The 21,478-nt window shown below is 64.3% G+C and carries 15 protein-coding genes and 1 pseudogene; 8 read left to right on the top strand and 8 right to left on the bottom strand.

Annotation, left to right across the window (positions count from 1 at the left end; translation table 11 throughout):
• Positions 1-404 (bottom strand): heme-binding protein (locus tag CIC12_RS08405; protein ID WP_168663682.1); only part of this gene is annotated, 404 nt, incomplete at its 3' end.
• Between the two features lie 392 nt (positions 405-796).
• Here CIC12_RS08405 and CIC12_RS08400 point away from each other — a divergent pair.
• Positions 797-1,678, top strand: a complete 882-nt coding sequence (locus tag CIC12_RS08400; RefSeq protein WP_168663681.1) for an MOSC domain-containing protein — start codon at positions 797-799, stop codon at positions 1,676-1,678.
• Between the two features lie 71 nt (positions 1,679-1,749).
• Here CIC12_RS08400 and CIC12_RS08395 read toward each other — a convergent pair whose 3' ends face one another.
• From CIC12_RS08395 to cobA, 3 genes are all read right to left on the bottom strand, one after another.
• The gene (locus tag CIC12_RS08395; protein WP_168663680.1) at positions 1,750-2,139 is read right to left on the bottom strand and encodes a response regulator; all 390 of its coding nucleotides are present in this window, start codon (positions 2,137-2,139) and stop codon (positions 1,750-1,752) included.
• A gap of 75 nt (positions 2,140-2,214) precedes the next feature.
• Entirely contained in the window at positions 2,215-2,565 is a 351-nt protein-coding gene (locus CIC12_RS08390) for a hypothetical protein (RefSeq protein WP_168663679.1), read from the bottom strand.
• Positions 2,566-2,828: 263 nt separating this feature from the next.
• Complete coding sequence (gene cobA / locus CIC12_RS08385; protein ID WP_168663678.1) at positions 2,829-3,623, bottom strand: uroporphyrinogen-III C-methyltransferase; 795 nt, start codon at positions 3,621-3,623, stop codon at positions 2,829-2,831.
• Positions 3,624-4,331: 708 nt separating this feature from the next.
• Here cobA and nirB point away from each other — a divergent pair.
• From nirB to CIC12_RS08355, 6 genes are all read left to right on the top strand, one after another.
• Positions 4,332-6,896, top strand: coding sequence for a nitrite reductase large subunit NirB (nirB, locus tag CIC12_RS08380; protein WP_168663677.1), 2,565 nt, complete (start codon positions 4,332-4,334; stop codon positions 6,894-6,896).
• 46 nt (positions 6,897-6,942) lie between these two features.
• Positions 6,943-7,293 carry a nitrite reductase small subunit NirD gene (nirD, locus tag CIC12_RS08375; protein WP_168663676.1) on the top strand — a complete coding sequence of 117 codons (351 nt, stop codon included), beginning with the start codon at positions 6,943-6,945 and terminating at the stop codon, positions 7,291-7,293.
• A 45-nt stretch (positions 7,294-7,338) separates the two neighbouring features.
• On the top strand, positions 7,339-11,514 hold the full coding sequence (locus tag CIC12_RS08370; RefSeq protein ID WP_168663675.1) for a molybdopterin-dependent oxidoreductase: 4,176 nt from the start codon (positions 7,339-7,341) through the stop codon (positions 11,512-11,514).
• Positions 11,515-11,711: 197 nt separating this feature from the next.
• Positions 11,712-13,079, top strand: a complete 1,368-nt coding sequence (locus CIC12_RS08365) for an MFS transporter (protein ID WP_168663674.1) — start codon at positions 11,712-11,714, stop codon at positions 13,077-13,079.
• 301 nt (positions 13,080-13,380) lie between these two features.
• Positions 13,381-13,842, top strand: a complete 462-nt coding sequence (locus tag CIC12_RS08360; protein WP_168663673.1) for an SRPBCC family protein — start codon at positions 13,381-13,383, stop codon at positions 13,840-13,842.
• Positions 13,826-14,191 (top strand): ArsR/SmtB family transcription factor, encoded by a 366-nt coding sequence (locus CIC12_RS08355; protein ID WP_168663672.1) that lies wholly within the window; start codon positions 13,826-13,828, stop codon positions 14,189-14,191. The genes CIC12_RS08360 and CIC12_RS08355 overlap by 17 nt, the downstream gene beginning before the upstream one ends.
• A 78-nt stretch (positions 14,192-14,269) precedes the next feature.
• Here CIC12_RS08355 and CIC12_RS08350 read toward each other — a convergent pair.
• From CIC12_RS08350 to CIC12_RS08335, 4 genes and pseudogenes are all read right to left on the bottom strand, one after another.
• Positions 14,270-15,388 (bottom strand): annotated as a pseudogene (locus tag CIC12_RS08350) (porin).
• A 143-nt stretch (positions 15,389-15,531) separates the two neighbouring features.
• Positions 15,532-17,013, bottom strand: a complete 1,482-nt coding sequence (styD, locus tag CIC12_RS08345) for a phenylacetaldehyde dehydrogenase StyD (RefSeq protein ID WP_168663671.1) — start codon at positions 17,011-17,013, stop codon at positions 15,532-15,534.
• A gap of 62 nt (positions 17,014-17,075) precedes the next feature.
• Complete coding sequence (locus tag CIC12_RS08340; protein ID WP_168663670.1) at positions 17,076-18,092, bottom strand: hypothetical protein; 1,017 nt, start codon at positions 18,090-18,092, stop codon at positions 17,076-17,078.
• Complete coding sequence (locus CIC12_RS08335) at positions 18,073-20,058, bottom strand: primary-amine oxidase (protein WP_168663669.1); 1,986 nt, start codon at positions 20,056-20,058, stop codon at positions 18,073-18,075. The genes CIC12_RS08340 and CIC12_RS08335 overlap by 20 nt, the downstream gene beginning before the upstream one ends.
• 202 nt (positions 20,059-20,260) lie before the next feature.
• On the opposite strand from CIC12_RS08335, the gene CIC12_RS08330 reads away from it, so the two are divergent.
• Positions 20,261-21,256 (top strand): AraC family transcriptional regulator, encoded by a 996-nt coding sequence (locus CIC12_RS08330; protein ID WP_168663668.1) that lies wholly within the window; start codon positions 20,261-20,263, stop codon positions 21,254-21,256.
• Positions 21,257-21,478 lie beyond the last annotated feature (222 nt).

Here is a 21,478-nt window from a genome sequence, read left to right as displayed (position 1 = left end):
CAGGCCGCGAGGGCCGCGATACCCGCCTTGGCGACCTGCACGTCCTGATCCGACTTGACGCCGGACACGCCGATCGCACCGACCACCTGGCCATCGACGATCACCGGCACGCCGCCTTCCAGCGTGCCTTGCAACGGCGCGCTCAGGAATGCGGTGCGGCCGTTGTTGATCATGTCTTCGTAGACCTTGGTCTCACGACGGCCGATCGCCGCGGTGCGCGCTTTTTCCGTCGCGATGTACGAGCTGGCCGGCGCACCGCCGTCTAGCCGCAGCATGCCGAGCGGATGACCGCCGTCGTCGACTACCACGATCGCGACGGCCCATTTGTTCGTCTCGGCTTCCGTACGCGCGCCTTCGAGGATGCGGGTCGTTTCCGCAACGGTCAACACGGGTTTGCTCAGCATAATGAATTTCCTGTCTCGGTGATGGTAAGGATGCTTCTACAAGTTATATCCGGTGATGCAGCGGCGCGCGCTGCATCGTCGGGATGCTTCGGGCCGCCGATGTCGGCCGTACTCCGCGATGGGTCGACTGCACGGCGGCCGGGCTGCCGGGCGAGCGCCATGCTGGGGGGATTCTACGTCCAAGCGCGGCCGGACGAAACGGCGGCGGCACGCGGTCCGCTTCAACGGCGCATGGAGCGCGATCGGATCGCCGAAATCAGACGGCGTCGACCCTCGCGCGGCAGGGCGTCAAAGTCACACACCGACTGGAAACCCGCGAGCAAGGGGCTTTACAATCGAGCCTTACTCACAGACCCGTGCGCGCTACACGCACCCGAGACGCCCCCCACACCATGCCTACAATCAGCGAACTGTTCGTCTATCCGGTCAAATCCTGCGCGGGCATTGCACTGCGCGAAGCGCGCCTCTTCGCGACCGGCCTCGAATACGACCGAGGCTGGATGGTCACCGATCCGGACGGCGCAATGTTCACGCAGCGCGCGTATCCGCGCATGGCGCTCATCAAAACCAAACTCGATGCAGAGGAACTGGTGCTGCGCGCGCCCGGCATGAGCGAGTTGCGCACGCCACTGGATGCCACGCGGCTCGACGCGTCGCGCAAAGTCGAGACGAAGGTCTGGCGCGACGCCGCCTACGGCATCGACACCGGCGCGGCAAGCGCGGCCTGGTTCTCCGAGTTTCTCGGCATGCCGGCGCGGCTCCTGCGCTTCGATCCCGAGCGCGAGCGCACGGTCGACCCCGACTACACGGACAGCACCGGCGGCGCCACGACGCTGTTCGCCGACGGTTTTCCGCTGCTGGTGATCGGCCAGGCTTCGCTCGACGATCTGAACACGCGTCTCACCGGCAAGGGCGCGCCGGCGGTGCCGATTGACCGCTTCCGTCCGAATCTCGTGCTGACGGGGCTCGACGCGTACGAAGAGGACTATGTGGAAACGCTGAACATCGTGAGCGATTCCGACGCCGAGCCGCCCGTGCAACTGCAACTGGTCAAGCTGTGCGCACGCTGCCCGATGCCCACCATCGATCAGGCGAAGGGCGCGCCCGACCCCGCCTGGCCGAACGAACCGAGCGATACGATGAGCGTCTATCGGGCCCAGCCGCAACGTGACGGCGCGATCACGTTCGGTAACAACGCGCTGGTCGCGAGCGGAGCCGGCGCACGGCTGCGGGTCGGGCAAACGGTCGAAGCGGAACTGGCCTTCGGCGATTGACTCGCGCGCTTCCCGACCAGGCTGCTGCGGCGACAGTACCCACGGCATCACCGCAGAGCACGCCGGCCGGTTCAATCACTGGTTCGTTTGAAACGCTTCGTCAACGCCGCGAGTATCACGTGCATCGGCGCCGGTTTGACGAAGTGATGATTGAAACCCGAACGTAGCGACTCGTTCTTTTCCTCCGTCTGTTCGAGACCGCTGACGGCGACCAGCGTCGGCGCCGGCGTGTCCGCCACGTAGCGGATACGCCGCGCGACCGCGCGGCCGTCGAGCCGCGGCATCTCGACGTCGAGCAGCGCGGCCTGCGGGTGCCATGCGCAATACTCCGCAAGCGCGTCGAGGCCGTTGCGCGCGGTGCGGACGTCAAAGCCATGCGTACTGAAATAGAGCGCGTAGGCGGCGAGCAGATCCGCGTCGTCGTCGGCGATCAGCAGTCGGGCGCTAGGGCGCAGGGGCATCCGGCTTCTCCTGGTGGGTATCAGCTAGTAAGCAATTTGAAGTCCCGCTAGAAGCTGGCGTCGCCATTTCTGTTTTCAGGCCACCTGGGCAAGGGATTCCGGCAGTGCCGGTCTATGAATAAATAATTTACCGTTCGAAACCGGCCTCGACGCCGGGCTCGCACACGACATCGAGGCAGTCGAACGCATCGATGCCGTGCCGTCCATTCTGCGCCTGATCTGAAAGCGCACCGGTATGGGCTTGCGGCGGTGGCGCGGGTCACGGAACAGCCGTGGACCGCCCGCGCGGTTCGAGACGAAGTGAACTTCAGGCTCGCCGCCTGCGGCCAGCTCGATCTGCACACCACGCTGTGCTTCGAATTGCGCGCCGCGCGCGCGTCGATCGTGATCGACGATTTCGACAACGATCCTGTCTATCGCGGCCATCACACCGCGCGATTCTACAAATTCTGCAGCTTATTTCCGTACCGATCATTCTTCCCGGTGGCGGCTACTTCGGTAATCTCTGCGCGATCGATCCGGCGCCAGCCGAACCCTCGAACCCGCGCACGCCCGGCATGTTCGAAGTATTCGCGAATTGATCGCGACCCGGCTCGCCGCCGAAGGACGCCAGCAGGCGGCCGAAGCGGAACTGTCACGCGAGCGGGAAATCGCCGGCCGTGGGCGTCGAGACGGCTCGCGAGTAGCTTTCACGCGGCGTGCACAATTGCCTCGTGCGCGAGCGCCCCGATGCCTTGCACGGCTTCACCTTCGACCCCCACGCGCTCCACGCTCTCGCCGATGGCGGCGCCCACCAGGATCACCGCGGGGCTGGCGAATCCCGCATGCGTCGCGTCGGCGGCGAGGCGATCGAGACGTGTCACGAGCCGCCGTTCGTCGTCACCGCCCGCCCATTGCACGACGGCAGCAGGGGTATCGGCGGGGAGACTCGCCAGCAACGCGCTCGCGATACTGCCGATCCGCCGCATTCCCATATAGATCGCCAATGTCGTGCGGGTCGCGGCGAGCGCAGCCCAGTCCGGCTCGCCGTGGTCCTCCATATGCGCGGTGACGAAGCTCACACCGTGGCAGTGACGCCGATGTGTGAGCGAAATGCCGAGGCCCGCGGCAGCGGCAAAGCCCGACGAGATGCCGTTGATGATCTCCACCGCGATGCCAGCGTCGCGCAACACCGCCAGTTCCTCGCCAGCGCGGCCGAACAGCAGCGCTTCGCCGCCTTTGACCCGCACCACGTGCAAGCCCTTGAGCGCGTGGCGTCGCATCAAGCGCTCGATGAACGCTTGCGGCGTCGAGCGGCAGCCGCCGCGCTTGCCGACGCGAATCACGCGAGCTTGCGGTGCGAGCGTCACGATCGCGGGATTCACGAGGTCGTCGAGCAGCACGACGTCGGCGGCCGCGAGCGCCCTGGCGGCTTTGAGCGTGAGCAGGTCGAGGTCGCCCGGCCCGGCGCTCAATAGCGTGACTTTGCCGGTGTTCGTATTCATCACGGTATCCTTAGCTTTCTGTCTTGCGGGGTTCCGCCGGCGGTGAGCGTACCGTCGGCGTCAAATAAAAACGGCGTCCGCTCGTGATGGTCACGAGCGGACGCCGTTGTCCGTTACCACGATCTGTTTTGTCACCGGTTCGAGCCGGCTCAAGTCCGGTTCAAATCCAGCGCATGCAACACGAAGCACGCCAGTGTGCTTCGTCGTCTCATTGCGACTGCGCCGTCGCAATGACTTCGCAACGCTCAAGGCAAGGACTGCGCCAGACAGTCAGCCTGCTCGCCCGAACCCGCGCCGCGTCTCGCCCGCCGTGCTGCAAAAGCATCGCGAGCGCACTGTGCGCGCGCCCGGCTCTCGCACGCGCAAGGTGCTGCGTCGCACCATCCATGTGCCTCTGCGCATCAAAACGCGCCGCGCGCCGGGCTCGCCGCCGCTCCCTTCGATTTGCCGCCGAGCCCCGCGCGGCGGCCTTGCCCGGCGCATTTCGCGCGATTGGCATGGCCTTTGCATTAAGCGTCGCCATCGGATCAACGACGATCCGGCGCGAGTGCAACACAGAGCATTCGCTTGCAGGACAGATCAGGACAACGGCGTCCCCCGGATTCAGTCATCGACTGGATTCGCGGGACGCCGTTTTTATTTTCGCAATCGCTTCGCCCGATGCAGACGGCGACGCCCGACGCTCAGCACATTGAGGACACCGCGCTCATGAAAATCATCGTTATCGGTCACGGGATGGTCGGCCACAAACTGGTCGAGAGCCTCGCGCAAGATGCCGCGCACGGTCTCGACATCACGGTGTTGTGCGAGGAATCGCGGCCGGCCTACGATCGTGTGCATCTGTCCGAATTCTTCGCGGGCAAGAGCGCGGACGACCTGTCACTCGTCGCACCGGGGTTCTTCGAGCGCCAGAACGTGATGCTCAAGCTGAACGCGAAGGCCGTGGCGGTCGATCGCGATGCGCGCACCGTCACGGTGTCGACCGGCGAGACGCTGCCGTACGACAAGCTCGTGTTCGCCACGGGCTCCTATCCGTTCGTGCCGCCGGTGCCTGGCCGCGAGCGTGCCGATTGCTTCGTGTACCGAACTATCGACGATCTCGAAGCGATGCAGGAATGCGGTGCGCGTTCGAAAACCGGCACGGTGGTCGGCGGCGGCCTGCTGGGCCTCGAATGCGCGAAGGCGTTGCGCGACATGGGCCTGCAAACGCACGTGGTCGAATTCGCCCCGCGCCTGATGGCCGTCCAGGTGGACGAGGGCGGCGGCCGCGTGCTGCGCGCCAGAATCGAAGCACTCGGCGTGACGGTCCACACGCAGAAGAACACCTCGGCGATCGTGGACGGCGAAACGGGCACCCACCGCATGCAGTTCGCGGACGGCAGCCATCTCGACACCGACATGATCGTGTTCTCCGCAGGCATCCGTGCACGCGACGATCTCGCGCGCGAATGCGGTCTGACGCTCGGCGCGCGCGGCGGCATCGTGATCGACAACGCGTGCCGCACCAGCGACCCGCACATCTATGCAATCGGCGAATGCGCGCTGTGGAACGGCCAGTTGTTCGGGCTCGTCGCGCCGGGCTACGACATGGCGCGTACGGTGGCGAAGCAATTCCTCGCGGCCACAGCCGAATCCGCAGCCGAACCCACCGCAGAATTCGCCGGCGCCGACATGAGCACCAAGCTCAAGCTGATGGGCGTCGACGTGGCGAGCATCGGCGACGCGCATGGCAATACGCCGGGCAGCCGCTCCTACCAGTTCAGCGACGAACGCAAGCAGATCTACAAGAAGCTCGTGGTATCCGAATGCGGCAAGTATCTGCTGGGCGGCGTGATGGTCGGCGACGCGAGTGAATACGGCACGTTGCTGCAGATGATGTTGAACCGCATCGAATTGCCGCAAGCGCCTGAATTCCTGATCCTGCCGCAAGCGGACGGCAACGCGAAGCCCGCGCTAGGCGTCGAGGCCTTGCCCGCCGCCGCGCAAATCTGCTCGTGCAACAACGTCTCGAAGGGCGATCTGTGCGCGGCCGTTGGCGCGGGCGCGACCGACATCGGCGCGCTCAAGTGCGCAACCGGCGCGGGCACTTCGTGCGGCGGTTGCGTGCCGCTCGTCACGCAGGTGATGAAGGCCGAGATGAAGAAGCAGGGGCTCGCGGTCAACAACCACGTCTGCGAGCACTTCGCGTATTCGCGCCAGGAGCTGTATCACATCGTGCGTGTCGAGGGTGTGCGCAGCTTCGGTGAACTGCTCGCAAAACACGGTCATGGCCTCGGCTGCGATATCTGCAAGCCGGTGGTAGCGAGCATTCTTGCGTCGTGCTGGAACGATTTCGTGCTGAAGAAAGAGCACGCGTCGCTGCAGGATACCAACGACTACTACCTCGCCAACATTCAACGCGACGGCACGTACTCGGTCGTGCCGCGCATGGCGGGCGGCGAAGTCACGCCCGATGGTCTGATCGCGGTAGGCCAGGTCGCGAAGAAATACGGCCTCTACACGAAGATCACCGGCGGTCAGCGAGTCGATCTGTTCGGCGCGCGCGTCGAGCAACTGCCGCTCATCTGGGAAGAACTGATCGCGGCGGGTTTCGAATCGGGGCACGCGTACGGCAAGTCACTGCGAACGGTGAAGTCGTGCGTCGGTTCGACGTGGTGCCGCTATGGCGTCGGCGATTCGGTGGGCCTCGCGGTCGAACTCGAGAACCGCTACAAGGGACTGCGCACGCCGCACAAGATCAAGTTCGGCGTATCGGGCTGCACGCGCGAATGCGCGGAAGCGCAGGGCAAGGACGTCGGCGTCATCGCCACCGAGAAGGGCTGGAACCTCTACGTGTGCGGCAACGGCGGCATGAAACCGCGCCATGCCGAGCTGCTCGCGTCGGACCTCGATAAGGACACGTTGATCCGCTACATCGACCGCTTCCTGATGTTCTACGTGCGCACCGCCGACCGTTTGCAACGCACCAGCGTGTGGCGCGACAACCTCGAAGGCGGGCTGGCCTATCTGATCGATGTGGTGATCAACGATCGCCTGGACGTGGCCGCCGAACTCGAAGCGGAGATGCGCCACGTGATCGACACCTACGAGTGCGAATGGAAAAAGGCCGTCACCGATCCCGCCACGCGCAAGCGCTTCCGTCATTTCGTCAACAGCGGCGAGCCCGACGGCAACGTGCGCTTCGTCGAGGAGCGCGGGCAGATCCGCCCGGCCACGCCCGTCGAGCGGCAAACGGCGCTGGCGGCGATCCCCGTGGTCGTCGAGACCGTCTGATTTTTTTGCAGCACCACTCATTGCTCACCTAGCGAGGACTTCCGCCATGAACAACGATCGCGTACCACGTGCCTGGACCGCCATCTGCCCGCTCGACGACATCGTGCCGAACACGGGCGTCTGCGCGCTGGTCAACGGCGAACAGGTGGCGGTGTTCCATGTGGACGACGGCGCCGCCAACTCGGTGTACGCGATCGGGAATTTCGACCCGGGCTCGCAAGCGGCGGTACTCTCGCGCGGACTGATCGGCAGCCTCGGCGAGCGCGTCGTGGTCGCCTCGCCGATCTACAAGCATCACTTCGATCTGCGCACCGGCGAATGCCTGGAGACCCCGTCGTATTCCGTCGGAGCGTTCGCGACCCGCGTGGAAGACGGTCACGTGTGGGTCGCTGTTTAAGCCGTTGAATTTCGCAAGCACCTTCTTTGAACGATGTCGCCCGCCATGTCCTCCACTAGCGTAAAAACTGTTTGCCCCTACTGCGGCGTTGGCTGCGGGATGGTGCTGCATGTCGAGGGCGGCCAGGTCCTGAAGATCTCCGGCGACAAGGAGCATCCGTCGAACTTCGGACGGTTGTGCACGAAGGGGCAATCCGCGCATGTCGCATTGCGCAAGTCGGGCCGTCTGGAAAGCGCGTTCGTTCGTCATGCGCGCGACGAAGACCCGGTGCCGCTGCCGATGGCCCAGGCAATCAGCACCACCGCCGCGCGCTTGCGGGGCCTGCTCGACGAACACGGACCGGACGCGTTGTCGTTCTACGTGTCCGGTCAGATGTCGATCGAGGCGCAGTACCTCGTCAACAAGCTCGCGAAGGGCTTCGTCGGCACCAACAACATCGAATCGAATTCGCGCCTGTGCATGGCGAGCGCGGGCAGTGGCTACAAGCTCTCGCTGGGCGCGGACGGCCCGCCGGGATCCTACGAAGACATTGACCACGCAGACCTGTTCTTCGTGATCGGCGCGAATATGGCCGACTGTCATCCGATTCTGTTCCTGCGCATGATGGACCGCGTGAAGGCCGGCGCGAAACTCATCGTGGTCGACCCGCGCCGCAACGCAACTGCGGAGAAGGCCGATCTGTTCATGCAGATCAAACCCGGCACCGACCTCGCGCTGCTCAACGGCCTGTTGCATCTGCTGCACGAAAACGGCCAGACGGATGCCGCGTTCATCGCCGAGGCCACCGAAGGCTGGGACGCGCTGCCCGCGTTTCTCGCGGACTACACGCCCGAACGGGTGGCCGGCATCACGGGTCTCGCCGCCGACGACATCCGCCGCGCCGCGCAGATGATCGGCACCGCGAAGGAGTGGATCAGCTGCTGGACCATGGGCCTGAATCAAAGCACGCACGGCACGTGGCACACCAACGCGATCTGCAACCTGCATCTGGCGACTGGCAAGATCTGCCGGCGCGGCAGCGGGCCGTTTTCTCTGACGGGCCAGCCGAACGCGATGGGCGGCCGCGAAATGGGCTACATGGGGCCGGGTTTGCCGGGCCAGCGTTCGGTGCTGGTCGACGCGGACCGCGCGTTCGTCGAAGACCTGTGGGGCATTGCGCCCGGCACGCTGAAGACCGAAGTCGGCAACGGCACGATCGACATGTTCGCGCGCATGGCCGCGGGCGACATCAAGGCGTGCTGGATCATCTGCACGAACCCGGTGGCAAGCGTCGCAAACCGCCAGAACGCGATCGCCGGTTTGCGCGCGGCGGAACTCGTGATCGCGCAGGACGCGTTCCTCGACACCGAGACCAACCGCTACGCCGACGTGCTGTTGCCCGGCGCGCTGTGGGCCGAAGCCGAAGGCGTGATGATCAACTCCGAGCGCAACCTCACGCTGATGCAAAAGGGCATCGAGCCGCCCGGCGCCGCGTTGCCCGACTGGCAGATCATCGCGCGCGTCGCGTGTGAAATGGGCTTTGCCGATGCGTTCAGCTACGCGAGCGCGGAAGAGGTGTTCGCCGAGATCACGCGTGCGTCGAATCAGAACACCGGCTACGACCTGCGCGGTGCGAGCCATCGCCGTCTGAAGGAAACGCCGCTGCAATGGCCGCTCGCGTCCGCCGCTTCGGCCGATCGCAATCCGGTTCGCTACCTCAACGACGGCGTGAGCCAGACGCTGAAGGAACTGCCCGGTGGCAGCCGTCCGCGGCTCGTATTTCCGACCGCGAGCGGCAAGGCGATGTTTTTCGCCCGCGCTTATGCGGCTCCAGCCGAATTGCCCGACCGCGAATTCCCGATCGTGCTGAACACGGGCCGCCTGCAGCATCAGTGGCACACGATGACCAAAACCGGCAAGGTCGCCATGCTCAACAAGCTGAACCCGGGGCCGTTCGTCGAGATTCATCCCGAGGACGCCGCCACGCTCGGCATCAAGGCGAAGGACCCGGTCGAGATCCGCTCACGCCGTGGCCGCGCGGTGCTGCCCGCGGTCGTCACCGAACGCGTGAGCGCGGGCAACTGCTTCGCGCCGATGCACTGGAACGACGTATTCGGCGACGACCTGTGCATCAACGCGGTGACGAGCGACGCGATCGACCCGCTTTCCCAGCAGCCCGAACTGAAGTTCTGCGCAGTCGCGCTGAGTCCGGTGACGCTCGAGGCCGTCGAGCCGGTTGCGCAAGACCAGCACGATGTACCAGCCAATGAGGTTGCCGTTACCGACAGCATCAAGGATCAGGACATGCCCCGTATCGATGCACTCACCAGCCTTCTGCAATTGCCGCCGACGCCCGCGCCGTCGCTGAGCGACGCCGAGCGCGCCTATCTGTCGGGGTTCGTCAGCGGCTTGCGTTCGGCTGAAGCACAGGGGATCGACAGCGTGCCGGTTCTGCCGCGCAGCGCACCGTTCGAGACGGCCAACCGCCTTCACGTGGATGGTCTGCTGGCCGGTCTCTATAGCCGCAGCGCGGCGGCGCCCGCAGCCGTGTCCGCACTCACGTGCGCGCAAACGGATATCGCCTCGGCGCAGGCATCCGGCGTACGGATCGTGCGCGCGCGTCCCAAAGTAACCTTGCTGTGGGCCTCGCAAACCGGCAACACCGAATCGCTGACCGAGCGCTATGCGACGCGTCTGATGGAGTCGCGCTTCGAAATCCGCACCGCTTGCATGGCGGACTATCCGCTGCCGGCGCTTGCCAAAGCGCAGTACGTGTTGCTGATGACGAGCACGTTCGGCGACGGCGATCCGCCCGATAACGCGCAAAGCTTCTGGACGCATTTGAGCGCCGACGATGCGCCGCGTCTGGACGGCGTGCGCTTCGCCGTGCTCGCGCTCGGCGACCGCAATTACGATCAGTTCTGCGGACACGGGCGCCGTCTCGACGAACGCCTCGCCGCGCAAGGCGCGCTTCGTCTGATGGACCGCGTGGATTGCGACGGCGAGTATCAGCAGCGCGCCGATGCGTGGCTCGAGCGCATCATCGTGCGCATCAACGAAGAAGACGCGGCGCTGCATGCGGTGCCGTCCGCCGGCATGATCAACGCGGTGGTGCCCGGCGCGGTGCCGACCAAAGCGCGCCCTGCCGCGTCGCGGCTCGTCAGCAATCTGCGCCTGAACCGCCAGGGCGCGGCGAAGGACACCCGTTATTTCTCGCTGAGTACGGGCGATTCGGGCCTCGAATACGAAGCGGGCGATGCGCTCGGCGTCTGGCCGAGCAACTGCCCCGAACTCGTCGATGAATTGATCACGCTGAGCGGCCTGAGCGCGGATGCGCCGGTGAACGTGGCCGGCGCGGGTGACATGCGGCTTGCCGATGCGCTCGGCAAGCATTACGAAATCGCGCGGCCAGGAGCGGATGCGCTCGCGTTCATCGCCGCGCGCAGCAGCAACGGCGCGCTGCGCGATCTGCTCACGCCCGAACGCAAGGCGGACCTCAAGCAATGGTTGTGGGGTCAGCAGCTTGCCGATGTGCTGCACGAATTTCCGGTGAACCTCTCGGCCACCGAATTGACCGGCATGCTCAAGCGTTTGCAACCGCGTCTGTACTCGATCGCGTCGAGCCCGAAAGCGCATCCGGGCGAAGTGCATCTGACCGTCTCGGCGGTGCGTTACAACAACGCGCGGCGTCATCGAAAAGGGGTGTCGTCGACCTTTCTCGCGGACCGCGCGAGCGAGACCGAGGTGCCCGTATTCGTGCAGAAATCAGCGCATTTTCGCCCGCCGCACAGCGCTGACACGCCGATGATCATGGTCGGCCCGGGCACGGGCATCGCACCGTTTCGCGGCTTTCTGCACGAGCGCCGCGCATGCGGCGACAAGGGCCGCAACTGGCTGTTCTTCGGCGAGCAGCATGCGGCCACCGATTTCTACTATCGCGACGAACTCGAAGCGATGCGCGACAGCGGCGTGCTGACCCGACTCGACCTCGCGTTCTCGCGCGACCAGGCCGACAAGATCTATGTGCAGGACCGCATGCGCGAGCAAGGTGCGCAACTGTGGGCCTGGCTCGAAGACGGTGCGCATTTCTACGTGTGCGGCGACGCGAACCGGATGGCACGCGATGTGGACGCGGCGCTCAAGGATGTGGTCGCCACGCACGGCGGCATGAGCGACGAGAAGGCGGCCGAATACGTGAGCCGTCTCGCGCGCGAAAAGCGCTATGCACGCGACGTTTATTGAACCTACGCACTGCATCGACGCGGCTTCGGCCAGGCGCGCAAGGTATCAAGAAGAGGAAGCAGGAAAGTTTCAGAAGACCACCCCGGATGGCATGGACGTTGCATGTTCAGATCGGTTTTCAATAGTGTGACTGGCTGGTGCATGGCGCGCGACGCCATTGCCGGATAGTCGAAAAATCAGTTTTATGAGGATGCCTGATGAAAAACGTGATGAGCTCCCTTAAGAGTGGAGACTGGCGCGCGCTGGTAGCGTGCTTTCTCTATTTCGATACCGGCTTTACCGTGTGGGTGCTGTATGGACCGCTTGCACCGTTCATCAGCAAGAGCATTGCAATGACGCCCGCGCAACAGGGCCTGCTGGTTGCGGTGCCGGTGCTATCGGCGGCGATTCTGCGCGTGACGCTCGGCAATCTGTATCAGTCGGCGCATGGCAAGCGCATTGCGTTGATGGGGGTGCTGCTGTCGGCGGTGCCGACCATCGTGCTGCCGCTGATGCAGTCCGTGCCGTCGTACGAAATGCTGCTCGTGCTCGGCGTGTTCCTCGGCGTCGGCGGTGCGAGCTTCGCGGTGGCGCTGCCAATGGCCGGCAGCAACTATCCGCCGAAAGTGCAGGGCCTGGTGCTGGGCCTCGCTGCAGCCGGCAATATCGGCGCGGTGCTCGACGGCTTCCTGTTCCCGCAACTGGCGACGCACTACGGTTGGCAGATGGCCGCCGGCGGCGCGCTGCCGCTGCTCGCGATCGCCGCGATCACGCTGTACTTCTGGGCCAACGACGCGGGCGTGAAATCCGGCAGCGTGCTGCGCGCATTCGGCAGCTTCGCGGTGACGCTCGGCGGTTTGATCGTGCTGGTGCTGCTGGTCGAGGCCGGGTTGTTCGGATCGGGCAAGACCGGTGTGCTGCTGTTGCCGGTGATCGGCGCGCTGCTCGCGATTGCCGTGCTGCCCCAACGCTATCGCTCGGTGCTCGGCGAACGCGATACGTGGGTCATCATGCTCGTGTACAGCATCACGTTCGGCGGCTTCGTCGGCATGTCCTCGTATGTGTCGCTGCTGCTCACGAACCTGTATCAGTTGTCGAAGATCGACGCCGGCCTGTTCATGGCATTGCTCGCCGCCACGGGCGCCATGGTGCGGCCGCTCGGCGGGCTGATCGCCGACAAGGTGTCCGGCGTGCGCGCGTTGACCGTCCTGCTCGCGATCATTTCGTTGTGCGACTTCGTGTTTGCCGCGGCGATGCCTTCGCTCTCCGGCGGCATCGCGTTGCTGTTGTGCCTGTACGTGGCCTTCGGTCTCGGCAACGGCGCGACCTTCCAGTTGGTGCCGCATCGCTGGGCGGGCCGCACGGGCCTGATGTCGGGCATCGTCGGCGCGGCGGGCGGCATCGGCGGCTTCTATCTGCCGGTCGTGATGGGCATTGCCAAGGAAAGCACGGGCAGCTATCAGATGGGCTTTGCGACGTTCGGCGCACTGGCCGCCTGCGCGTTTGTGGCGATTGTCGCCCTGCGCCGTCCGTGGATGGCGTGGTCGATGCAAGCCGGTGTAATGCACGTGCACGCCACCGAGTGATGCCACGAGAAAGACGGGACGCGGCGGCGCCTGAGCGCCGCGTGTGGTCTCACGAGTCAGACAGGGCTGCCGCCGAGCGTGGACGTGGAAGGGGACGCACGCGTCGCGGCAGTGCCGCGGCGCGAATGCCCGGCGCATCCAGCCGCACGGTTCACGCTCACGAATTTGCCGGATGCACGTTGCTTCATGAGAATGAGCGCGGCGAACCGTGAAGATCCTACGAAAATCCGCTTGAGAAATACGCAGTCAATTCCTTGCATATTACGTGACGGTTTTCTAATATGCAGTCAGGAGGCTGCATATGAACACATCGACCGATCGCATCGAAAAGCAGATTCTGCTGAAGGCGCCGCGCTCGCGGGTCTGGCGCGCGCTGTCCAATGCCGAGGAATTCGGCACATGGTTCGGCATGAATCTGGCTGGCAAGCAGTTCGTTGCGGGGCACACCGTGCAAGCCAATCTGACTTATCCTGGCTATGAGCATCTCGTCATCGACCTGCTGATCGAGCGCGTCGAGCCCGAGCATCATCTGTCGTGGCGCTGGCATCCGGCCGCGATCGACGCAACGGTCGACTACTCGCCGGAGCCGACCACGCTCGTCGTATTCGAGCTGACCGAAGTCGAGGCGGGCACTTTGCTGCGTGTCGTCGAATCGGGCTTCGACCGGATTCCGGCCGCGCGTCGCGACGAGGCGTTCCGCATGAACAGCGGCGGCTGGGATCATCAGCTGCTCAACATCGAAAAGCATGTCGCCAAAGGTTAGGACCGCGTCGGCCAATGCGAGTCTGAAAACGTCGGCGCTGAAGAACTCAGCGCCGATTTTCGCGGCACTCGGCGACGAAACGCGTCTGCGGCTGATCGCGATCTTATGTGCGGGCAGTGCGATGTCGATCGCGCAATTGACTGCGGGCACGGAGATCACGCGGCAGTCGGTCACGCAGCATCTACAGGTGCTCGCGAACGCGGGTCTCGTGCGCGACGTGAAGGTCGGCCGCGAGCGCTTGTGGGCGTTCGAGCCGGCCCATCTCGACGAAGCGCGCCGCGCGCTCGACGCGATTTCGCAGCAGTGGGATCGGGCGTTGTCGAGATTGAAGGCGATGGTGGAGGGGTGAGGGACTTCATCGGCGCCCGGGTTTCTCACCACGTAGGCGCGGCCACGTTCCAACGATCCGCACCGCCGCCCCGCGTTCCTAGAACTTGTGCCGCAACGCGACCCGTACGGCCACCTGCGTATCCGTCGACGAGGGCGCCTGCACGCCAGCAATGAACGCCTTGTCGAAAATCGACCGGTCGAATCGCCCGCGACCTTCTGATATACGCCCTGCACGTACACGTCCGTGCGCTTCGACAGGTTGTAGTCCGCCATCAGGCCGACCGAGTGAATCTTCGGCTTCACCGTGCCCGACGACGCGTCGTAGTTCTGCATCGTGTACACGTACTGCGCGCCGACGAAGAATGCAGGCGTGAGCTGGTATTTGCCGTTCACCTCGAAGTTCTGATACTTCAGCGTGTCGAGCCTCACGCCCGGCGCGGCGAGAGGAACGCCGACATAGCCGTTGCCGGTCGGGTCCTTGTGGTTCGAGTTCGTATAGGCAAAGCCTGCAGTCGCCGAGCCGAACGTGTAGTTGATGCCGCCGCCGAATATCCGCATACGTCCGGCGATGCAGCTCGCGTCGTTCGCGGTGATCGCGCCGGTCGAGCCCGCGCCCGGATTGTTCGCCTGCAGATAGGCCGCCGCGATCAGCAGGCCGCCGTTCGCGTACTGACCGCCGAAGCTATAGGCGCGATTGTTCGCGAAGTTCGTGTCGTTGCTGAACGCGTACATGCCGCCGAACTGGAAGCCCGCGATCTCCGGGCTCGCGTATTTCACGCCATTGCCGAAACGGGTCGCGCAGTCCAGCACACCCGATTCGGCAAGGTTGTCCTCGACGCGGGTCGACAGACTCAGTTCGAGATGCGGATGCGCGTCGCGCAGGCGGCCCAGTCGCGGCATCAGCCAGCGGCTCGTGAAGGTGGGGGGCGCGTTGATACGCAAGCGGTTGCGATGGGTCTTTTCCTGCAGGCCGCGCACCGTGAGTTCGATGCGGTCGAACGATTGCTGCAGCGCTTGCAGCAGAATGCGACCTGCCGCAGAGAGTTCCAGATGATGATGGTGGCGCTGCAACAACGTCTCGCCCAGTTGCACCTCGAGTTGCCGGACCTGCCGGCTGACCGCGCTTTGCGTGACCTTCAGCAGTTCCGCGGCGCGAGTGAAGCTGCCCCGTGCGGCCGGCCACTTCGAAGGTTTTGAGCGCGTTCAGCGCAGGCATTTTGCGTTTTCAAGATGTTCGACCGGGACATGATGCGCGGTGGCGCGAAGTCCCGTTATTTTACTGGTTTGCTCGCGCGGCCCTTCGGCTGTTTGTCCTATGGATTTCGCCATGCAGACGAAGGGCCGCGCTCGCCTACGTGCTTAGTACGCGATACAAACGGACTTGCTCCCGGTATACGCGTCGATGATCGCCTTGCCATGTTCGCGGCCGATGCCCGATGCCTTGAAGCCACCGAACGGCATCGCCGGATCGACCATGTTGTGCGTATTGACCCACACGGTGCCTGCTTCGATCCCATCCACGAGCCGCAGCGCCTTGTCGAGCTGATTGGTCCAGACGCTCGCGCCGAGTCCGTATTCGGACGCGTTCGCCTGCCCGAGCACATCGTCGAGGTCGTCGTACGGCATCGCAACGAGCACCGGTCCGAACACTTCTTCCTTGACGACCGACAGTGGCTTGCACGCGCGGTTGGCAATCACCGTGGGGCGTACGAAATAGCCATTTCCCTCCACATGCGCGTCGCGTGACAGGATCTCGCCGCCCTCCTGCCTGCCTTGCACGATCATGGCGATCACTTTGTCGCGATGCCGTGCGGAAACCATCGGCCCCATCTGCGTCGCCGCATCGAAGCCCGAGCCGAGCGCGATGCCGTCGGCCACCGCCGCGACACCTTGCACGACTTCATCGTAGATCGAGCGCGCCACATAGAGGCGCGAGCCCGCCGTGCACACCTGGCCGTGATTGAAGAAGATCGCGCCGGCCGCGCCTTCGATCGCCTTGCGTGGGTCGCAGTCGTCGAGCACGATCACCGGGCTTTTGCCGCCCAGCTCCAGCGACGCGCGCTTCAGATCTTCAGCACATTGGCGGCCGATGATGCGGCCCACCTCGGTCGATCCCGTGAACGTGACCTTGTTGACCAGAGGATGCCTCACCAACGCCGCACCAGCGGTTTCGCCCCGGCCGGTGACCACGTTGAACACGCCCGGCGGAAAGCCCGCTTCGTGCGCGAGTTCGGCGAGACGGATCGCGGTCAAGGGCGTTTCTTCCGCGGGCTTGAGCACGACGGTGCAGCCGCATGCGAGCGCCGGCGCGATTTTCCAGACCGCCATCAGCAGCGGGAAATTCCAGGGCACGATGGCCGCGACGACTCCGGCCGGCACGCGGCGGGTCGATGCGTTGTAGCGCGTGCCCGGCGGGAACGGAATCGACAGGTCGAAGGTGGTCCCTTCGATTTTGGTCGCCCAGCCGGCCATGTAGCGCAGCCATTGAACGCTGCCCGACACTTCGAGCATCTTCGAGAAGCCGATGAGCTTGCCCTGGTTCAGCGTTTCCAGCGCGGCGAGTTCGTCGGTATGGTGTTCGACGAGGTCGGCGAGTTTGAGCAGCAGACGCTCGCGCGCGGCCGGCGGCATTCTGCGCCACGCATCGGATTCGAAGGCGGCTTTCGAAGTTCTCACCGCGTGATCGATGTCCGACTCCGAAGCATCGGGAATCTGCGCGAGTTCTTCCGCCGTGGCCGGATTGAAGACCGGAAACGTTTTGCCCGCGGCGCTGCGGGTTTTCTCTCCGTTGATGAACATGGTCTGCGGCAACGCTGCCGCTGCGTGATGGTGTTCGCTCATGGTGCTTCGTCTCCGTTGAGTGCGTCGTGAGTCCGTGGGTCGTGGGCGCAACCGGTGCGGCGCTAGCCGGATGAGCGCGCCTCGTTGTGATACCGGTGTGCGTGCAAGTGCAACGTCTTCGTGCCGGGCCAATGGATGGCGAGCGACGCGGCGCATATCAGGTTCGCGGCCGCGCTGATGCCGAACAGCACGACGAATCCGTCGCCGAAAAAGTAGGGGGCAGTCGACAAGGCTGCGCCTGCCAGCATGCCGATGTGATGCGCGATACCGGGACAACTCGCGTTTAGCGCTCGCCTCGTGTTGCCCCCCAGATTCGCGAGGGCCGGGATCGTCAGGCAGTCGAGCAGCAGAAATAGTTTTGCCGCGAGCGGGGCGAGCGCGGGGTTATCGACGGTTGCGAGCGTCCCGATCAGCAGCGCGCGTGCGACGTACAACGTCGACAGCATCCGGTCGTTGCGCGAGCGCTCGGCGTAGCAGGCCAGCGCGCATACTGCCGCCAGCAGGAGCGCGATGTGCCAGAGCGGTTGAACGCCGTTCGCACCGCCTGCGCCGCACACAGCAAACAACTGGAAGCGCGCGAGACTGCCGCTCGACATGCCCGCGAGCAACGCGAGCAGCGCCGTTGTGCTTGCTGCGCGCGTCGTTTGCGCGGGGTCATTCGCGTGATGACGATCATTGGCGACCGTGCCGCTCAGTTGCCGCCAGCAAAACAGCAAAGCGCCGCCTGCTGCGATCATCAACGCGGCAAGCACGCCGCCGTGCTGCAGTCCGTTCAGATACGTCGGTAACGCATTCATCGCGCTCATCGTCACGATCAAGGTGGTCGCGCTTGCGAGCGTGGTGCGGCGGCGGGTCGAGCGTGCCATCAGCAGCGGCGCGGCCATCATCGTCGCGAGCGCGAGCGCGCTCATCCACAGCGAGCTCGCGGGGTGGCCGAGGCCGCCGCGCATCGACACCGCGGCGCCGCCGCCTGCGATCAGCACGCAAGCCGAACCGGCCGCGCATGCGGCAAGCACGCTTGCCGAGCCGCTGGCGGGCTGCGCGGCGGGCCGCAACGGATCAGTGCTTGCAGCAGCCATGGTCCGTCGGCTTGCCATCTTCGACGCTGTTCAGATCGCGCTCGGCGGGCAAGTCCATCGTCGGATTGCCTGCGAAAAAATTATTCGGTTTGAGCATGAAGCCGGCGTACTCGACCGGCATCACCGGAAAGTCTTCGGGCTTGCACACGTGCGTGTGACCGAAGCTGTGCCACAACACGAGGTCTTCGTTCTCGATGTGGCGGTTTGCCTCGATATAACGCGGCAAGCCGTCGCCGCCGGAATGCTGGTTCGGATAGTCGCCGCTCGCATAGCGCTCGGCCGGATCGAACGGCGTGACCCACACGTGACGCGTCGCGAAGCCGCCGCGTTGACGCACCTTCGAACGCTCGTCGGCGAGCATCAGCGGCGAGTCGTTGACGATCAGCTTGTAGCCCGGATTCGCCCCCACGGCGTTCTTCACGTTCGGGTTGGTGACTTTCCAATAACGGCCCGTGCGGCCATTCGCGAGGCGCGCGGCTTCGCTCTCCGTCTTCAGCACCTGCTTCGTCGTATCGAACACATTGCCGTACGGATTCGTATCGCCGATCGGACGCGGCACGAATTCATGTTCGGTGACGGTATTGCGCTCGCCATCGACCATCATGTGCATGCGCGCATTGAAGAAGTGCTGGTGCGTGGGGCCGCCGAGGTTCTGCGTGATCATGCCGCCCCACGGATAGGTGTCGCCGTCGGCCACCGCCGAGGTTTGGACGATGCCGGTCAGCTTGCATTCGAGCTGGATCGTGCCGTCCTGATACAGATACCAGTAAAAGCCGTAGTCGTAATTGCCGACCGTCGCGAAGAACGAAATCACGAGACGGCGCGAGCGGCGCATTTCGAATACGCCGGTGCGGAATTCATAGTGCTTCCACAGCGTGCCGTAGTCTTCTTCGTGCATGCAGACGGCGTTCTTCATCACGAACGCGTTGCCGAAGTCGTCGGCGCAAGGGATGTCGAAATAGCGGATCGTGCCGAGGCAGTCGCAACCGAGTTCGAGCTGGTTCGCGAGCTTGCCGAGCCCGTACTCGCCCGCATCGAACGCGCTTTTCCAGTAGTGATTGGTGCTCGGATCGGAGTAGGGCACGCACATTTCCGTGACGCTCGCGCGGTAGATGACCGGCCGCGCGCGCTTGCCGTCGTCCCACGACAGTTGGTGCAGCACGAGCCCCTCGCGCGGCGTGAAGCCGACGCGGAAGGTCCAGTTTTGCCAGCTCACGTGCCAGCCGTCGATCGTGAAGCTCGGGCCGTCGGGCTGATTGATCGACAGCGGCTTGAGCGTGCTGCGCGGCTGGCCGAGGCTCGGCGTGTCGTAGTTGTGTTTGGCGCGCGGAATGGGAATGATGCGGCCGTCGTCGATCAGCTCGATCACTTTCTTGTCGAGCAGATCGACCACCGCGAGCACGCCTTCGATCGGATGCGCGTAGCCATTATCGGTCAGCGTCTCGCGGTAGTAGCTCACGCAGCGCACGAGACGCCGGCCGTTTTCGTGCTCGCGATCGAAGCAGCCGGCCGAGAACGGATCGACCTGCACGCGCTCGAGGTCCTTTTCGCTGAGGCCGCGCTTCATGATCGCCGCCCGCCACGCTTCATCGTTCTTGACGATCTGCTCGGCGTTCATGAAGTCGTCGATCATGATGGGCGGCTGGCCGTAAGGCGCCTGGTCGAACGGCAACACCCGGCGCGCCGCGATGCGTTTTTCTCTCAGGTCCACGTCGAATTCGATCGTCGCGCCATTCGATCGGTCGATCGCGAGCACGAATGCGATGCGCGAAAAATACTCGCCGGCTTTGAACGCGAGCACTTCGGCTTTCGGAGGTTCGCGCAATTCGACCATCGGAAAACGGGCGTGTGAATCGAGTTTTTCGGCAGCCTTCACGAGATCGCAGGCAAGCTGCATTTCTTCGCCGCTCAGTGGGTCGAGCGGATGAACGATAGGGTGCGCAGCTTTCGTGGCATTCGTGTTCATAAGATTCCCGTCAAGATGTTGGCTGGACCAGACAGCGGGCCGCTTGGCACCGGTGACACGCGGCGCACGCTGAGTCGATGGCAAATCGTAGGAGCCCAATAATATTTTCGCGCTTGCTTATCGCGCCAATTGAGCGATAAAGTGCGCCAGAGGAAACGACTCGGGCAACACGACAGCGCAGACTGGAGAGGAGACGCTCAACATGAAAAAAGTCACGCTCAATGGCAGTTTCCCGATGATTCGCGCGGCGGTGATGGGACCGGTCGTGCGCGCGCTCGATCAGTCGGGCGCCGATTGCGACGCGCTGCTCGAAGCGTTCGGGATGAGCCGGCGGCTGCTGTCCAATCCGTATGAAATCCTGCCGCTCACGCGTTACGTGGCGGCCTTCGAGCGCGCGGCCGAAGTGCTCGGCGAAGCATCGCTCGGCTTGCGGCTCGGCAGCGAATTGCAGTTGACGGAACTGGGGCCGGCGGGCCTCGTCTTTCTTTCGTCGCCGACGCTGAACGCGGCGATGCGCAAGTTCACGCTCGCGCTCGCCTCGTGGCAAAACACGACGAGCTGCGAAGTGCTGCGCGACGACGAGTGGCCGATCTGGACCTACCAGATCGCCAGTCCGCAAATCTGGCCGCGCCGCCAGGATGCGGAGTACAGCCTGTCGACCATGTGCAACATGATCCGGCTCGTGCGCGGCGCCGCATGGAATCCGGTCGAAGTGCATTTCGAACACGCGGCGCCCGCCGATCTCAAACCCTACGCGCGGATCTTTCGCGTACCGGTGCGCTTTCAGCAGCCTTTTAATGGTGTGATTCTGCGTCCGCAGGATCTCGATGCTTCGCTCAAAAGCGCCGACACGCAAATGGCGCGCATGATGGAGCGCCACGCGACCGATCTGATTGCGAACGATGCGATGCCGCACAGCATCGTCGAGCAGGTGCGCGATCTGATTACGCGGCGGCTTGCGCATGAAAAACTGATCGTCGCCGACATTGCCAAAGACCTCGGCCTCTCGCATCGCTCGTTGCAACGGCATCTCGCGCAGGAAGGCACCTCTGTGCGGCAGATTCTGCGCGAGGAGCGGCAGCGCAGCGTCGCGGGATTGCTCGAACGCGACGGGCTCACCAATGCGGCGATTGCGCGTGCGGTCGGTTATGCCGACGCGACCGTGTTATGGCGCGCCACACGCAGCTGGAAAAAATAGACGCGCCGCGTATACGCGTGCTGCTTTCATTCTGAAAATATCGTGAGACCTCGCGCTGACCACACCGGAAAATAACGTCTGGGTTCCTAAGTATCTGCTGCAGACCGGTGAATTCAGGGTCCGCCCGCATTGGCGCGCTTTATCGAAAATTTGGCGCAGTTCGCGAAGTCGCTTTATTTTTTAGCTACCTACCATGCGCTCATCCCGAAGCAGTTGACGTCG

The sequence above is a fragment of the Paraburkholderia sp. SG-MS1 genome (assembly GCF_012275575.1).
Taxonomy (GTDB): Bacteria; Pseudomonadota; Gammaproteobacteria; order Burkholderiales; family Burkholderiaceae; genus Paraburkholderia.
Note: the sequence above shows the minus strand (reverse complement) of the source record. Positions and strands in the feature narration are given on the sequence as shown.

Excerpts from the sequence above, each read along its gene's own strand:
- CIC12_RS08400 (WP_168663681.1), top strand. The coding sequence starts at position 797 with ATGCCTACAATCAGCGAACTGTTCGTCTATCCGGTCAAATCCTGCGCG.
- CIC12_RS08395 (WP_168663680.1), bottom strand. The coding sequence starts at position 2,139 with ATGCCCCTGCGCCCTAGCGCCCGACTGCTGATCGCCGACGACGACGCG.
- CIC12_RS08390 (WP_168663679.1), bottom strand. The coding sequence starts at position 2,565 with ATGGCCGCGATAGACAGGATCGTTGTCGAAATCGTCGATCACGATCGA.
- cobA (WP_168663678.1), bottom strand. The coding sequence starts at position 3,623 with ATGAATACGAACACCGGCAAAGTCACGCTATTGAGCGCCGGGCCGGGC.
- nirB (WP_168663677.1), top strand. The coding sequence starts at position 4,332 with ATGAAAATCATCGTTATCGGTCACGGGATGGTCGGCCACAAACTGGTC.
- nirD (WP_168663676.1), top strand. The coding sequence starts at position 6,943 with ATGAACAACGATCGCGTACCACGTGCCTGGACCGCCATCTGCCCGCTC.
- CIC12_RS08370 (WP_168663675.1), top strand. The coding sequence starts at position 7,339 with ATGTCCTCCACTAGCGTAAAAACTGTTTGCCCCTACTGCGGCGTTGGC.
- CIC12_RS08365 (WP_168663674.1), top strand. The coding sequence starts at position 11,712 with ATGAAAAACGTGATGAGCTCCCTTAAGAGTGGAGACTGGCGCGCGCTG.
- CIC12_RS08360 (WP_168663673.1), top strand. The coding sequence starts at position 13,381 with ATGAACACATCGACCGATCGCATCGAAAAGCAGATTCTGCTGAAGGCG.
- CIC12_RS08355 (WP_168663672.1), top strand. The coding sequence starts at position 13,826 with ATGTCGCCAAAGGTTAGGACCGCGTCGGCCAATGCGAGTCTGAAAACG.
- styD (WP_168663671.1), bottom strand. The coding sequence starts at position 17,013 with ATGAGCGAACACCATCACGCAGCGGCAGCGTTGCCGCAGACCATGTTC.
- CIC12_RS08340 (WP_168663670.1), bottom strand. The coding sequence starts at position 18,092 with ATGGCTGCTGCAAGCACTGATCCGTTGCGGCCCGCCGCGCAGCCCGCC.
- CIC12_RS08335 (WP_168663669.1), bottom strand. The coding sequence starts at position 20,058 with ATGAACACGAATGCCACGAAAGCTGCGCACCCTATCGTTCATCCGCTC.
- CIC12_RS08330 (WP_168663668.1), top strand. The coding sequence starts at position 20,261 with ATGAAAAAAGTCACGCTCAATGGCAGTTTCCCGATGATTCGCGCGGCG.